The sequence below is a fragment of the Pseudomonas sp. PME37.24/006 genome, from assembly GCF_055556635.1.
Genome location: NZ_JBVHNL010000002.1, coordinates 838,905 through 852,795 on the forward strand (window position 1 = coordinate 838,905; position 13,891 = coordinate 852,795).

General features: G+C 62.8%; 13 protein-coding genes. 9 read left to right on the top strand and 4 right to left on the bottom strand.

Annotated features, from left to right (window positions below):
* Window positions 1-12: 12 nt before the first annotated feature.
* On the top strand, window positions 13-912 hold the full coding sequence (locus tag ACZ3GY_RS09450; protein ID WP_465909796.1) for a LysR family transcriptional regulator: 900 nt from the start codon (window positions 13-15) through the stop codon (window positions 910-912).
* A 65-nt stretch (window positions 913-977) separates the two neighbouring features.
* On the opposite strand, the gene ACZ3GY_RS09455 is transcribed toward ACZ3GY_RS09450, so the two are convergent.
* On the bottom strand, window positions 978-1,646 hold the full coding sequence (locus ACZ3GY_RS09455; RefSeq protein WP_465909797.1) for a TIGR04211 family SH3 domain-containing protein: 669 nt from the start codon (window positions 1,644-1,646) through the stop codon (window positions 978-980).
* A gap of 300 nt (window positions 1,647-1,946) precedes the next feature.
* On the opposite strand from ACZ3GY_RS09455, the gene ACZ3GY_RS09460 reads away from it, so the two are divergent.
* The 3 genes from ACZ3GY_RS09460 to ACZ3GY_RS09470 all read left to right on the top strand — a co-directional run bounded on the left by ACZ3GY_RS09460 (window position 1,947) and on the right by ACZ3GY_RS09470 (window position 5,333).
* Complete coding sequence (locus ACZ3GY_RS09460) at window positions 1,947-2,975, top strand: LacI family DNA-binding transcriptional regulator (RefSeq protein ID WP_465909798.1); 1,029 nt, start codon at window positions 1,947-1,949, stop codon at window positions 2,973-2,975.
* Window positions 2,976-3,176: 201 nt separating this feature from the next.
* Window positions 3,177-4,160: a 2-hydroxyacid dehydrogenase gene (locus ACZ3GY_RS09465; RefSeq protein ID WP_465909800.1), complete on the top strand. Its 984-nt coding sequence runs from the start codon at window positions 3,177-3,179 to the stop codon at window positions 4,158-4,160.
* A 9-nt stretch (window positions 4,161-4,169) separates the two neighbouring features.
* Window positions 4,170-5,333, top strand: coding sequence for a mandelate racemase/muconate lactonizing enzyme family protein (locus ACZ3GY_RS09470; RefSeq protein ID WP_465909801.1), 1,164 nt, complete (start codon window positions 4,170-4,172; stop codon window positions 5,331-5,333).
* A gap of 46 nt (window positions 5,334-5,379) precedes the next feature.
* Here the strand turns inward: ACZ3GY_RS09470 and ACZ3GY_RS09475 are convergent, their stop codons facing one another.
* From ACZ3GY_RS09475 to ACZ3GY_RS09485, 3 genes are all read right to left on the bottom strand, one after another.
* Window positions 5,380-6,597: an MFS transporter gene (locus ACZ3GY_RS09475; protein ID WP_465909802.1), complete on the bottom strand. Its 1,218-nt coding sequence runs from the start codon at window positions 6,595-6,597 to the stop codon at window positions 5,380-5,382.
* Window positions 6,598-6,789: 192 nt separating this feature from the next.
* Window positions 6,790-7,689, bottom strand: a complete 900-nt coding sequence (locus ACZ3GY_RS09480) for a LysR family transcriptional regulator (protein WP_465909803.1) — start codon at window positions 7,687-7,689, stop codon at window positions 6,790-6,792.
* A gap of 33 nt (window positions 7,690-7,722) precedes the next feature.
* Window positions 7,723-8,238, bottom strand: coding sequence for a GNAT family N-acetyltransferase (locus tag ACZ3GY_RS09485; protein ID WP_465909804.1), 516 nt, complete (start codon window positions 8,236-8,238; stop codon window positions 7,723-7,725).
* A gap of 247 nt (window positions 8,239-8,485) precedes the next feature.
* Here ACZ3GY_RS09485 and minC point away from each other — a divergent pair, with 247 nt between their 5' ends.
* The 5 genes from minC (at window position 8,486) to ACZ3GY_RS09510 (ending at window position 13,727) form a co-directional block, all read left to right on the top strand.
* Window positions 8,486-9,217 (top strand): septum site-determining protein MinC, encoded by a 732-nt coding sequence (minC, locus tag ACZ3GY_RS09490; protein WP_465909805.1) that lies wholly within the window; start codon window positions 8,486-8,488, stop codon window positions 9,215-9,217.
* 226 nt (window positions 9,218-9,443) lie between these two features.
* Window positions 9,444-10,259, top strand: coding sequence for a septum site-determining protein MinD (gene minD / locus ACZ3GY_RS09495; protein ID WP_463564473.1), 816 nt, complete (start codon window positions 9,444-9,446; stop codon window positions 10,257-10,259).
* Window positions 10,256-10,510: a cell division topological specificity factor MinE gene (gene minE, locus ACZ3GY_RS09500; RefSeq protein WP_070883881.1), complete on the top strand. Its 255-nt coding sequence runs from the start codon at window positions 10,256-10,258 to the stop codon at window positions 10,508-10,510. The genes minD and minE overlap by 4 nt, the downstream gene beginning before the upstream one ends.
* Before the next feature lie 184 nt (window positions 10,511-10,694).
* Complete coding sequence (locus ACZ3GY_RS09505; RefSeq protein WP_465909807.1) at window positions 10,695-11,330, top strand: RluA family pseudouridine synthase; 636 nt, start codon at window positions 10,695-10,697, stop codon at window positions 11,328-11,330.
* 246 nt (window positions 11,331-11,576) lie between these two features.
* Window positions 11,577-13,727, top strand: coding sequence for a TonB-dependent siderophore receptor (locus ACZ3GY_RS09510; RefSeq protein WP_465909808.1), 2,151 nt, complete (start codon window positions 11,577-11,579; stop codon window positions 13,725-13,727).
* Window positions 13,728-13,891 lie beyond the last annotated feature (164 nt).

The window sequence follows — 13,891 nt, forward strand, 5'->3', positions numbered from 1 at the left end:
TGGATTAGATCAATGTTCGAGCTTGCCCAGCTGCGCTGCTTCACCACAGTCGCCACCGAACTCAACTTTCGCCGTGCCGCCGAACGGCTGAACATGACCCAGCCGCCACTGAGCAGGCAGATCCAGCTACTGGAGCACAGCCTCGGCGTCGAGCTGTTCACCCGCAGCACTCGCAGCGTCGCACTCACCGCCGCTGGTCGGGCGTTTTTCATCGAAGCTCAGCACCTGTTGGAACGCGCCCATCAGGCAGCCGCCTCGGCACGACGCTTCGCGGCAGGCGATATCGGCTCGGTGAGCATCAGCTTCGTTGGCAGCGCGGTGTATGAGTTCCTACCCCGGGTGATCGCCGAGGCGCGGCTCAATCAGCCCCAGGTGAAAATATCCCTGAGCGAGATGAACACCCACCAGCAACACGAAGCGCTACGCACCCGGCGTATCGACCTGGGCATCGTGCGCCAGCCGCTGCTGCAGGCGGGTTACGAGAATGAGTGCCTGGTGCGTGAGCCTTTCGTGCTGGCCATCCCGAGCCATCATCCATTGGCCACGGCGGATCAGGTAAGGGTCAAGGATCTCGATGGCGCGCCCTTTCTGATGTACTCCCACGCGGCCTATCCGCCGTTCAACGAACTGCTGACCGGCATGTTCCGCTCGGCGGGCGTGGCTCCGGAGTACGTGCAGTGGCTGGGCTCGTCACTGACCATCCTGGCACTGGTCAACGCCGGTATGGGCCTGGCCCTGGTGCCGCGCTGCGCCACCAACGTGGTGTTCAAGGACGTGACGTTCCGCGAGATCGACCTGGGCGACGGCATTCAGAGCGAGCTGCACCTGACCTGGCGCACCAACAATGACAATCCGGCCTGCATGATGCTGCTGGAGGCGATTCGAGCGGCGGTGGCCGCAGACATGCACTGATGCGCGAACCTGTCCCGTCGCCTGGGTCGCGCAGAGCGATACCCAGGGCGGTTTGACCTATCGGTTCAGACCCACTGATCGTTACGCTTGCGACGCACCCGGAACATCGTCGGCAGGATCAACCCCATCAACAAACCAGCGCCCGCAATACTGCCGCCATAAACCATATAGCGCATCAGCACTTCCTTCTGCTCGCTGCCCAACTGAGCCTGGGCTTCACGCAACTCCGAACGCGCCTGATTCAACTCGATATCCAGCGCACTGCGGCTGGCCTCCAGCTCGTCAATCAGGGTCTTGCGCGAATCCAGGGTCTCCTGCATGCCTTGCACGCGGGTTTTCCAGGTGTCGTTGATACCTTCGAGTTCGGTGCTCAGTTCGGTCACCTTCTGCTCGAGCGCTGGCAGCCGCTCGGCCTGGCCAGGTACCTCCTGCAGGTCGCGGTTGGCGATCCATACGGCATCGCCATTCTCGCCGCGAACCTGGCTGTAATCGCCCTGGGTACGCAGCAACTGCACGCGTACACCTGAGCTAAGCGTGCCGACAATACGGTAGCCATCGGTCGGGCCGCTGCGCACGTAGGTATTCAAACTGTCGCTGACCCAGCGCACGTCGGCGCTGGCTTGTTGAGCATGAGCCGGCGCCGCAACAAGCAGCAAACCGGAGAGTAGTGAAGCCCCGAGCACGCGAAGCTGCGGCAGGGAAAAGGATGCGGAAAACGGGCGGGCTAGGGACATAAAAACGATCTTCACTCGGCGGTGGAACACAATGCGACGCAGCGCGCTAACGTCGGCCAGATGAATTGTTGTGGGGCTCGGCAGGGTCGCGTAACTGGCGCAACGCCATGCCTTTCGCCCGGTTTGGCCGACTGCTGAAAGACCGCGGTGAATCGGGCTGGTTCCTCAACACCCGGTAGATCGGCCAACGGGCGATGATCCACAAGCGCTGCCGGTCGCCGGACTGGCAAAAGGCAATCACGGCATGACCGCTACGCGCCGGCACTGTTAGGATGCCCACTCAATCAATGTGGAAGTGTTATGGCGGTCAAGGGAGCAGGCAACAGTGGCAGGTCGACTCACGGGGTAACCCTGATCGATGTGGCCAAGGCAGCGGGTGTGGCACCGATGACCGTGTCAAGGGCACTCAACAACCCCGATCACGTCAAGAAGGCGACGCTGCTCAAGGTGCGCAAGGCCATCGAAGACACCGGTTACGTGCGCAATCTGGTCGCCGGCGCCCTGGCCAGCAACCGCAGCCATCTGGTCGCGGTGATCGTGCCGATCCTCACCAACCCGATCTTTTCCGACACCTTCCAGGCCATCGCCGACCGCCTGAGTAAATCCGGTTACCAGGTACTGCTGGGCATGTCCGGCTACCAGCCTGATCAGGAGCAGGAACTGCTCGAAGTGATTCTCAGCCGCCGGCCAGACGGCATCATCCTCACCGGTACCCTGCACACCGAGGCCAGCCGCCGCCGACTGCGCGCCGTGGGGGTTCCCGTGGTGGAAACCTGGGATCTGACCAGCGACCCCATCGACATGCTGGTGGGCTTTTCGCACGAGGATATTGGGCGCGATGTGGCCCGCCATCTGCTGGGCAAAGGCTATCGCGACTTCGCCACCCTGGCGGTCAACGACCCACGCGGTCAGCGACGGATCAAAGCCTTCGTCGATGAGCTGCTGGCCAACGGCATACACGAGGTGCCGGGCGAGCACATCGAAGGCGTACCGACCCTGGAACACGGCCGCAGCGGCCTGCGCAAATTGCTCGCGGCGCCAACCAGACCGCAGGTGGTGGTCTGTACCTCTGACACTCTCGCCCACGGCGTGCTCACCGAGGCGATGGCGCAGGGCATTCGCGTGCCCGATGAAGTCGCCGTGATGGGCTTTGGTGACATGAATTTCGCGGCCCATACCCACCCTTCACTCTCTACCGTGAAGATCGACGGCAGGGCCATGGGCGATGCTGCAGCAAGTGCCCTGCTCGACCGGCTTCTGGGCAACAGCGATAACGTGTTGCGACAGGATATCGGCTACCAATTGATCGATCGCGACAGCACTCGCTAGGCGCAATACCTCTCAGAAACCACAGCGTTGAGTGCCCTCTCACGCGCTCATAAAACAAATCCACTTGTCAGGCCCGCCAGTCATGGACTACGGTGGAGTGCAAAATGGTTGCGCTACCATATATTTTTCAGCACTTTCGCACAGGAGCCGTCACCTGCAAGCCACTTGCACAGGCATGACAGCGATACAGGAGAGAGACTCATGAAAATCGTCATGGTCGGCGAAGCCGCCACCCACCGGGATGAAATCGCCGCCGAACTGGGCTTTGAGGCCGATTATGTGGCCCTGCCGCGGGAGGCTCACGAATCGCCGGAGTGGGATGAGCAGATCGACGGTGCCGATGTGCTGGTGGCCATGCGTTTCAAGCGTCCGAACAAGGCGGAAGTGCCGCGCTTTCGCCTGCTCCATGTACCGGGTGCCGGCCTCGATGGCATCGACTTTTCGGTGATGCCCAAAGGCAGTGTGGCCTGCAACGTGTTCGAGCACGAAATCCCCATGGCCGAATATGCCCTGGCGAGCATGCTCGAACATGAAGTCGGCCTGGCCCAGGCCCGTGCCAGCTTCGACAGCGAGCGTTTCTCGGCTTCCTACCTGGGACGCAGACCGCGCGGCGAGCTGTATGGCAAAACCGTTCTGATCGTCGGCTTCGGGCGCATCGGCCAGGCCGTGGCGGTACGTGCCCAGGCCTTCGGACTGAAGGTCATCGCCCTCTCCTCCCGCGCCCTCAATGGCCAGTTGAAGGGCCCTTGCAACGAGGCCTACACGCCAGCGCAGATCAACGAAATCCTGCCGCGCGCCGACTACGTGGTGCTGTCCTGTCCGCTCAACGATGCAACCCGTAACTCATTCGGTGCAGCGCAGTTCCAGGCCATGGGCGAGGACGCCGTGCTGATCAATATCGCCCGTGCCGCGGTGGTCGACGAAGACGCGCTCTATCAGGCCCTGGTCGACAAGCAGATCGCCAAGGCGTTTCTCGACGTCTGGTACGCCTACCCGGCCGGAAGCAGCGACAGCGTGGCGCCGGCTCGGCACCGCTTCGAGGAACTGCCCAACGCCTTCTGTACGCCGCACATCTCCGGCTGGACCCATGGTCTGTTCGAACGCCGCTACGCCTTTATCGCCGCCAATATCGAGCGCCTTAAAAACGGCGAGAAGCTCCATAACGTCGTCTACGGCGAGGGTTGAGGACAGCTCATGAAAATTACCAGAATCGAAACCACGCGCCTGAAGAGCCTGCCCAACCTGATCTGGGTCGAGGTGCATACCGACGACGGCCAGGTCGGTCTCGGCGAGACCTTTCGCGGGTCGGAGGCCGTGGAGGCCTACGTCCACTCGATCTCCGCCGGCATGCTGCTGGGCAAGGATCCGTTGCAGATCGAACGGCACAGCAAGACCCTGCTGCGCGGCTACCTCGGTTTCAACGGTTCCGGCGTGGAAACCCGCGCGGCCTCGGCGCTGGATATTGCCCTGTGGGACATCTTCGGCCAGGCGGTGAACCAGCCCATCTACCAGCTGCTCGGCGGCCTCGCCCACGACAGCATGCGCGCCTACAACACCTGCGCCGGTGGCAACTTCAACACCGGCGGCGAACAGCGCCGCACCATCGCCAAGGGCGAGGCCAGGGTCAGTGAACGCTACGACGACCAGGTCGCTTTCGTCGAATGCCCCGACGAGCTGGCCCAGAGTCTGATCGAAGACGGCTTCAGCGCCATGAAGATCTGGCCCTTCGATCCCTTCGCCATGGCCAGCGGCGGCCAGTACATCAGCTCGACGGATATAAAAAAGGGCCTCGAACCCTTCGAGAAAATCCGCAAGGCAGTCGGTGACCGCATCGAGCTGATGTGCGAATTCCATTCGTTGTGGAACACCACCACGGCGCTGGCCATCGCCCGTGAACTGAAGGACTACAACATCTTCTGGTCCGAAGACCCGATCAAGATGGACTCCGTGCAGGGCCTGGCTGATTACCGTCGCCTCAGCGGCCTGCCGGTGTGCGGCAGCGAAACCCTGGCGACACGCAGTGCGTTCCGCGACCTGCTGGCCGCCGATGCGCTGGACTACGTGATGCTGGATCTGTCCTGGTGCGGCGGCATCAGCGAGGCCAAGAAAGTCGCCGCCCTGGCCGAGGCCTACCAGAAACCCATCGCCCCTCACGACTGCACCGGGCCGGTGGTACTGATGGCCTCGCTGCACCTGGGGCTGTCGAGCCCCAACGCGATCTTCCAGGAAGTGGTGCGCGCCTACCTGGCCGGCTTCTATCAGGATCTGGTGACCAACCCTGCCCGATGTGCAGAACGGCTTCATCCTGCCGCCAACCGGTGCTGGCCTGGGCACCGCGCTGAACCCGCGCTTGCGTGAGCGTGCGGATTGCGTGGTGCGTACCTCGCAGCTCTGAATCACTCTGCTACTTGCCGGACAGCACCCGCTGCTCCGGCGCAGCCGCCTGGCGCCTATTCCACAACGCCAAGAGCAGCGCCAGGGCAGGAAACGCCCCACCGATCAGCGCGGCACCCTGCCAGCCAAAGCTTTCGTAGATCGGGCTGGCGATGGCCGACCCCGTGGCGCCTCCCACGAAGATGCTGGTCATGTACAGAGCATTGAGCCGCGCTCGACTGTTCTGCTCCAAGGCATAGACCTCGCGTTGGCCCAACACCATGTTCAGTTGCACGGCGAAGTCCAGCAGCACGGCACACAGCACCAGGCCGATCACCCCAGCCAGCGGACTGGCCAGGGTCAGCGCAAACGACAGCGGCGCGAGAATCAACGCCACCAGGGTGGCACGACGGGTATGACCGGCATCGGCCAGTCGGCCCGCGAGCGGTGCTGCGATCGCGCCGATGGCCCCGACCAAAGCGAACAGCGCTACCTGGCTCTGGCTGAAGCCGTAATGGCGCACCAGTTCGAGCGGAGCCAACGTCCAGAACAGGCTGAACGAAGCGAACATCAGCCCCTGGTACAGCGCCCGCTGACGCAGCGTTGGGTAGCGGCGCAACAGGCCGAACAGCGACAGCAACAATTGCCCGTAATGCCCTCGATTGTCCGGCGCATGACGGGGAATGGTGGTGGCGATCACTACCACGATGCCCAGCATCATCGCTGCCGCGCAAAAGTACACCGCACGCCAGCCAAAGTACTCGGCGATCAGGCTGGCGACCGGGCGCGCCAGCAGAATGCCCAGCAGCAGCCCGGCCATGATGTTGCCCACCACACGCCCCCGGGTGGCCTCCGGCGCCAGGTGGGCCGCCAGGGGAATCAGCATCTGCACCGATACCGAACTCAGACCGACCAACAGCGACAGGCCGAGAAACAGGCCCGGCGATGACGAGAAGCCCGCGGCCAATAGGCAAACCATCGCGGCCAGGGTGGTCAGCAGCATCAGCCGACGGTTTTCCAACAGGTCGGCAAGCGGCACCAGAAACAGCAAGCCCACCGCATAACCGACCTGGGTCAGGGAAACGATCAGGCTGGCCTCGTGCATCGACAGGCCCACTGCAGGGGCGATCAGCTCGATGATCGGCTGGGCGTAATAGAGATTGGCGACGATGGCGCCGCAGCAGAAGGCGAACAACAGCACCAGCGCGGGCGGCAGGCTATGGTGTTCGCGGGAAGTGGATGTGTTCATGGTTACCTCGCGATGAATCGGCGTACACAGGCGCGGATCGTCGGAACAGGGAACGGGTGGGATGCCCGGCAATGCCATGGCGTCACCAGCATCTGGCTGGTGGCATCTGGTGACGCAACGTTACGGCGCCTCGCCGCTGCGGAGAATCCGTCTCCAGTGCAAAGCAGCGTTGCGCAGATTCGAACACCCGGCTCAGGCTTCGAGCAGCTCACGCAAAAACGCAACGAACGCGGCAACCCGTCGCGAACTGCGCTGATTGGGCAGATACAACACGCTGATGGCGCCGCTCATCGAACCGGGCGCCACCTCATGCTGATCCAGCAGGCGAGTCAACCGGCCAGCGGCGACATCCTCGCGAACCAACCAGTCGGCCAGCAACGCGATGCCGTGCCCCGCCAGCGCCGCTTCACGCAGTACATCGCCATTGTTGCTTTGCAGGTGCCCACGCACCGCCACCTGCTCGACCTCACCTGCCGCGCTGAACTGCCAGCGCTGCCCGGCCGCACCGAAATCGAACCGCAGGCAATCATGAGCGAGCAGTGACTGGGGCTCGCTGACCGGCTGGCTACGCGCCAGATAATCCGGGCTGGCCACCAGCCAGCGGCGAAACTCGCCGACTCTCAGGCTGACCACATCGTCGCTCAACACCGCGCTGCCGAGGCGAACCGCAACGTCCACCCGCTCGCCGAGCAGATCGATCACCTCATCGCTCAGGCGTAGATTCAATTCCAACTCGGGATGGCGTTCGAACAACAGGCCAAGGCGCGGCGCGATGATTCGCCGACCGAACTCGACCGGCACGCTGACATTCAGCCGCCCGCGCGCCTGGCTACCGGCATCGCAGACGGCCGCATCGGCCTCCTCCAGTGCTTCGAGAATGGCCACCGCCCGCTCGAAATAAGCGCGCCCGGCCTCGGTGACGCTGACCTGGCGAGTACTGCGGTTGAGCAGAACACTTTGCAGCTCCGCCTCCAGGCCGCTGACCAGGCGCGTCACCGAAGACGTCGCCATGCCCAGTGACCGCCCAGCAGCAGAAAAACCACCGCTGCGCACGATTTCGACCAGGGCTTTCAAGGCCAGCAGCTTGTCCATCGAACAGATTCCCGAGACTGACTGGCGGTGACTCTAGCTCAAGTCGGGCAGTAGAAATTGCATATGCGTCGTCTGCCAGAGCGGATCAGCTTCAACATCCACCACAGCGAAGCCCTGTCGCTCCCAGAAGCGCATGGCACCGGGTAGGAACGGATGTGTGTGCAGGTAGAGCACCTGCACACCTGCAGCAGCGGCATGCTCGCGCAGCCGCTCGTACAACGCCTTGGCCAGACCGAAACGGCGAAATTGCGGAGCCACGAACAGTCGCACGATCTCCACGGTTCGGCGCCCGGCGTAGTCGAGCTGCGCGAAACGATGGTCATAGGGCAGAGAACCAATGGCAGCGACTATTTCGCCGTCACAGCGCGCCAGCCAGAAACGGCCGTCGCCACCGCCCAGGTAGACCCGCTCGAAATGCTGCAGATCCGCCGGCAGCACCGTTGCATCGAGCATGGGGAAGATTTGCGCGCGGGCAGCCATGACGAACTCGACCAGCTCGGCGACGTCGCCGGCCTGAACGCTGGCGATATGAATCGGTGACGTACTCATGCCTCTCCGAATTGCGCCGGCCCGCTTGCTGGGCAGACGGGCCGCTGGTGAAAGTGCCGGCAACATATCTCGCACCTGCCCCGCTCGCAACCACACCGCTTATATAGGCAGCCGAGGCACCAAAGTTTCCCGGCGTTGTCAGTGAATGCCTCGCTTATCGAAACGACGCGGCTGCTTTTGCCCTTGAGCCTCGCCGCCGTTCTCGTTATAAGTCCCGCTACTTTTCCAAGGCCGCATCAGGCAGACCATGAGCCAAGCTGATCTCCTCGACCAAGACCCCGTGTTCCAGCTCAAAGGCAGCATGCTGGCCATCACCGTGATGGAACTGGCGCACAACGACCTCGCCCGCCTTGACCTGCAACTGGCGGAGAAAGTCGCCCAGGCGCCGAACTTCTTCAGCAACACCCCGCTGGTGTTGGCCCTCGACAAATTGCCGAAGGATGAAGGCAACCTCGATCTCGGCGAACTGATGGCCCTGTGCCGCAAGCATGGCCTGCGTACCCTGGCCGTACGCGCCAGCCGCGAAGAAGACATCGCCGCCGCCAATGCGCTGGATCTGCCCGTGCTGCCGCCTTCTGGCGCCCGCGAGCGGGTCATCGATCCGGCACCGAAACCCGTCGAGCCGCCCAAGCCTGTCGAGCCCGAGGTCAAACCGACCCGCGTGATCACTACGCCAGTGCGCGGTGGCCAACAGATCTACGCCCAGGGCTGCGACCTGGTGGTGCTGGCCCCGGTCAGTGCCGGTGCGGAACTTCTCGCCGATGGCAACATCCATGTTTACGCCCCCATGCGCGGCCGGGCTCTGGCTGGCGTAAAGGGTAATCGTCAGGCGCGAATTTTCTGCCAGCAGATGGGCGCGGAACTGCTCTCCATCGCCGGCCAGTACAAGGTGGCTGAAGACCTGCGCCGCGACCCGAATTGGGGGCGCGCGGTACAGGTCAGCCTGATGGGTGACGTGTTGAACATCACCCGCCTTTAACGGATACTGCCGCCACTTTACATAAGGCACACAGGGCATCTGAGCGCCGTCAGGCGGACTGTCAAAATAATCACTGGCAAGCGATCTATAGGCATTGCCTGGCGTCTGCAGCGAACTGCGCCGTCAGCCCTCGAAACACGCCGAAAACCCGCTCCACCGATTTTTTCGACAGACCGCCAGTCGCTGGCAGGTTCCTGCTTTTTATTCATTTTTGGGGTGAATCACCTTGGCCAAGATCCTCGTAGTCACTTCCGGCAAAGGTGGCGTCGGTAAAACCACCACCAGCGCCGCCATCGGTACCGGCCTCGCCCTGCGCGGCCACAAGACCGTCATCGTCGACTTCGACGTCGGCCTGCGTAACCTCGACCTGATCATGGGCTGCGAACGCCGCGTGGTGTACGACTTCGTCAACGTCGTCAATGGCGAAGCCACCCTCACCCAGGCCCTGATCAAGGACAAACGTCTCGAGAACCTGTTCGTGCTGGCTGCCAGCCAGACCCGTGACAAGGACGCCCTGACTCAGGAAGGCGTCGAAAAGGTCATCAACGAACTGCGCGAAAACTTCGAATACGTGGTCTGCGACTCGCCAGCCGGTATCGAGAAAGGCGCTCACCTGGCCATGTACTTCGCTGACGAAGCCATCGTGGTGACCAACCCGGAAGTCTCCTCGGTACGTGACTCCGACCGTATGCTGGGCCTGCTGGCCAGCAAATCGCGTCGCGCCGAACAGGGTGGTGAGCCGATCAAGGAACACCTGCTGCTGACCCGTTACAACCCGGAGCGCGTGACCCGTGGCGAAATGCTCGGTGTGGAAGACGTCGAGGAAATCCTCGCCATCCGCCTGCTCGGCGTGATCCCGGAATCCCAGGCGGTGCTCAAGGCGTCCAACCAGGGCGTACCGGTAATCCTCGATGACCAGAGCGATGCCGGCCAGGCTTACAGCGATGCCGTGGATCGTCTGCTCGGTAAAGAAGTGGCACACCGCTTCCTTGATGTGAAAAAGCAGGGCTTCCTGCAACGCCTGTTTGGAGGTCGAGAATGAATATTTTTGACTTCTTGCGTTCGCGCAAGAAGGAAGCCACCGCCTCCATCGCCAAAGAGCGCCTGCAGATCATCGTTGCCCACGAACGTGGCCAACGCACTCAACCCGATTACCTGCCTGCCCTGCAGCAGGAACTGGTCGAAGTGATCCGCAAGTACGTCAACATCGACTCCGATCAGGTTCAGGTCGCACTGGAAAACCAGGGCAGCTGTTCGATTCTTGAGTTGAACATCACCCTCCCGGATCGTTGATCCGCGTACCGTAGGGTGGGTTAGCAGCGCCTGGTAGTGATCGTCACTTCACAACCAGAGTCCATGCGCTGTGTAACCCACCAGGCGATGCCGGAAACGACATCGACCCCTGCGGTAATAAGCTCCACGAACGGCGGCCTCGATGGCCGCTTTTCGTTTTTACCGCCCAACCAAAAGAACGCCCATGCCGCTCAGCCAAATCGAAATCGTCCATCAGGATGCCGCCCTGCTGGTGATCAACAAGCCCACCCTGCTGCTCTCGGTGCCCGGTCGTGCCGAAGACAACAAGGACTGCCTGGTCACCCGCCTGCAGGAAAACGGCCACCCCGAAGCGCGCATCGTGCACCGCCTGGACTGGGAAACCTCCGGCCTGATCGTCCTCGCCCGTGACGCCGACAGCCACCGCGAACTGTCCCGGCAGTTCCACGACCGCGAAACGGAAAAAGCCTACACCGCCCTGTGCTGGGGCTCGCCCGAAGGCGAAAGCGGCAGCATCGACCTGCCGCTGCGCTACGACCCACCGACCAAGCCGCGACACGTCGTCGACCATGAACAGGGCAAGCACGCCCTGACCTTCTGGCGCGTACTCGAGCGCCATGCCGAGCACAGTCGCGTTGAACTGACCCCGATCACCGGCCGCTCGCACCAGTTGCGCGTGCACATGCTGTCCATTGGTCACCCGCTGCTCGGTGACGGCCTCTATGCCCACGAACAGGCCCTAGCTGCTTACCCGCGCCTGTGTCTGCACGCCAGCATGCTCAGCCTGACCCACCCACAAACCGGCGAACGCCTGCGCTTCGAGTGCCCGGCACCGTTCTGACTGATACCCGCTACTCCCGCTCTGGTAGCCCGGCGTAGAGCGCAGCGAAACCCGGGGGCAACTCCTGGGTATCGCTGCGCTCAACGCCAGGCTACGGCCGCACTGCCAGCCTGCTTCCAACATGGCAACCGTTACCTTTATAGGCGACAATGCCGCCCCGCCAAGCGATGGCCGCCCTGTGCCGACAACAAATCGCCCGCGTACCGGATATAGCCAACTGCCGACCTCCGCACCCAAGGAACTTGCATGGCCCTCCCTCGCCCGCGTTTCGCCCCGACCCTGATCGCCATTGCGCTGAGCCCGACGTTTTCCTGGGCTGCCGACTCGGTGGTCGCCCTCGACGCCACCACCATCGAAGACCAGGCCGGCGACAGCTACCAGGCCCGTGGTGCCACAGTCGGTGGTTTTACGGAGACGGCGCTGCTCGATACCCCAGCGTCGGTTTCGGTGGTCACCCGACAGTTGCTCGACGACCAGCAGGCACGCCTGCTCAGTGACGTGCTGAAGAACGACGCGTCGGTGGGCGAAGCCTACGCCCCCATCGGTTACTACGAGAACTTCGTGGTGCGCGGCTTCTCGCTGAATGCCGCCAACAGCTACCGGGTCAATGGCCGCAGCGTGGTCGGCGAACAGAACGTGGCGCTGGAGAACAAGCAGCAGGTCGAGCTGCTCAAGGGGTTGTCCGGTCTGCAGAGCGGCGTGGTCGAGCCTGGCGGGCTGATCAACTACGTGACCAAGCGTACCGAGAACGTGCGCTCGCTGAGCGTGGCCAGCAATCAGGATGGCGAACGCTATATCGCCGCCGACCTCGGCCACTGGTTTGGCAGCGAACAGGAGCTGGGCCTGCGCCTTAACCTGGCCCACGAAGACATTCGCTCCTTCGTCGAGCACGCCGATGGCAAGCGCGATTTCATCTCCCTGGCGCTGGACTGGAACCTGTCGCCCAACGCCACACTGCAGTTGGACGCCGAATACCAGGCCCGCGAGCAGCGCTCGGTCGCCGGTTATCAATTGCTTGGCGGTACTCAGGTGCCAAGCGGCGTCGACCCGGATAAACGCCTGGGCCATCAGAGCTGGTCGAAACCGGTGGGTATCGACTCACTGAACCTGGGCGGGCGTTTCGAATACCGTTTCGACGACAACTGGAAAGCCACCATCGATGCGTCGCGCAGCCAGGTGGTTATCGATGACTACAGTAGCTTTCCGTATGGCTGCAGCCCGGACTCCGGGTGCAGCGATTGGCTTGCACACTTCAGCCCCGAAGGCGGCTACGACATCTACGACTACCGCAGCCCGGACGACACCCGGCGCCATGACGAACTGCAGGCGACCCTATCCGGCGCCTTCACTACCGGCACGCTGGGCCACGAGCTGACTGTCGGCACCAGCGCCTTGCGGCGTACCGTAGACAGACGCAGCTCGGTCAATGAGTTCATCGGCACCGGCAACATCAATGAAGACATTGCCGACTTCGCCCCGACCGACGTTGCGCTCAACTCCAAGAACCGCCGCCTCGACAGCCGCCAGTACGGCCTGTTCTTCAGCGACCGTATCAGCTTCGACGAGCACTGGCAGGTGCTGTTGGGCGGGCGTCAGGTGCGTCTGGACGAAGAAGCCTTCACCAGCAGTGGCATCAGCGACCGCCGTACCCGGCGCAGCGAATTCCTGCCCAACGCCGCGCTGCTCTACAAACCGCAGGCCGACACCACCTTGTATGTGAGCTATAGCAAGGGGCTGTCCCTGGGCGGCGAAGCGCCGTGGTTCACCACTAACGATGGCGAAATTCTCGCTCCAACCATTTCCCGCCAGTTGGAAGCCGGCTTCAAGCGCGACTGGCAGGGCCTGAGCCTGGGCGCGGCGCTGTTCCGTATCGATCAGGCGCTGCAATACAGTCGCCCGAACGACGATGGCAACCTGACCTACGTGCAACAGGGCAAGCAGCGCAATATTGGCCTGGAGCTCTCTGCCAGCGGGCAGGCAACTCGCGATCTGCAGCTATCGGCCAGCGCTGCAGTGATTCGCGCCCGGGCGATCGACAGCGGCACCGAAGCCTATGAAGGTCATCAGGCAGTCAACGTACCGCGCGTGCGCGCCAGCCTGTCAGCCGATTACCGGATACCCGGCATTCAGGGCCTGTCGCTGCTCGGCGGCCTGCAATACAGCGGCAGCAAGTACGCCAACCCGAGCGGCACGGTGAAAGTCGCCGACTACACGGTATTCAACCTCGGCAGCCGTTACACCACGCGTATAGAAGGCTTTGATACGGTGTTGCGCCTGACCGTCGACAACCTGTTCGACAAACGCTACTGGCGCGACACCGGCGCCTACCAAGGCGATGGCTACCTGTTCCCGGGCGACCCACGCACCGCGCGCCTGTCTGCAACCGTGAGTTTTTAACGGGTGACGGGTAAGTCGTATCGGTGATGGGCAGAAAAAAGGCGGAAGCTGACGGTCGCGATCTCGTGGGAGGGGCTTTAGCCGCGAGCTCTTTACGCCTAGCTAGGCAAAATCGAGGCTAAAGCCTCTCCCACAAAAGCTCTGCTCACCGGCCGCTAGCGCCT

Bases quoted from the DNA above. Each gene is read 5' to 3' on its own strand.
- ACZ3GY_RS09450 (WP_465909796.1), top strand. From the start codon at position 13: ATGTTCGAGCTTGCCCAGCTGCGCTGCTTCACCACAGTCGCCACCGAA.
- ACZ3GY_RS09455 (WP_465909797.1), bottom strand. From the start codon at position 1,646: ATGTCCCTAGCCCGCCCGTTTTCCGCATCCTTTTCCCTGCCGCAGCTT.
- ACZ3GY_RS09460 (WP_465909798.1), top strand. From the start codon at position 1,947: ATGGCGGTCAAGGGAGCAGGCAACAGTGGCAGGTCGACTCACGGGGTA.
- ACZ3GY_RS09465 (WP_465909800.1), top strand. From the start codon at position 3,177: ATGAAAATCGTCATGGTCGGCGAAGCCGCCACCCACCGGGATGAAATC.
- ACZ3GY_RS09470 (WP_465909801.1), top strand. From the start codon at position 4,170: ATGAAAATTACCAGAATCGAAACCACGCGCCTGAAGAGCCTGCCCAAC.
- ACZ3GY_RS09475 (WP_465909802.1), bottom strand. From the start codon at position 6,597: ATGAACACATCCACTTCCCGCGAACACCATAGCCTGCCGCCCGCGCTG.
- ACZ3GY_RS09480 (WP_465909803.1), bottom strand. From the start codon at position 7,689: ATGGACAAGCTGCTGGCCTTGAAAGCCCTGGTCGAAATCGTGCGCAGC.
- ACZ3GY_RS09485 (WP_465909804.1), bottom strand. From the start codon at position 8,238: ATGAGTACGTCACCGATTCATATCGCCAGCGTTCAGGCCGGCGACGTC.
- minC (WP_465909805.1), top strand. From the start codon at position 8,486: ATGAGCCAAGCTGATCTCCTCGACCAAGACCCCGTGTTCCAGCTCAAA.
- minE (WP_070883881.1), top strand. From the start codon at position 10,256: ATGAATATTTTTGACTTCTTGCGTTCGCGCAAGAAGGAAGCCACCGCC.
- ACZ3GY_RS09505 (WP_465909807.1), top strand. From the start codon at position 10,695: ATGCCGCTCAGCCAAATCGAAATCGTCCATCAGGATGCCGCCCTGCTG.
- ACZ3GY_RS09510 (WP_465909808.1), top strand. From the start codon at position 11,577: ATGGCCCTCCCTCGCCCGCGTTTCGCCCCGACCCTGATCGCCATTGCG.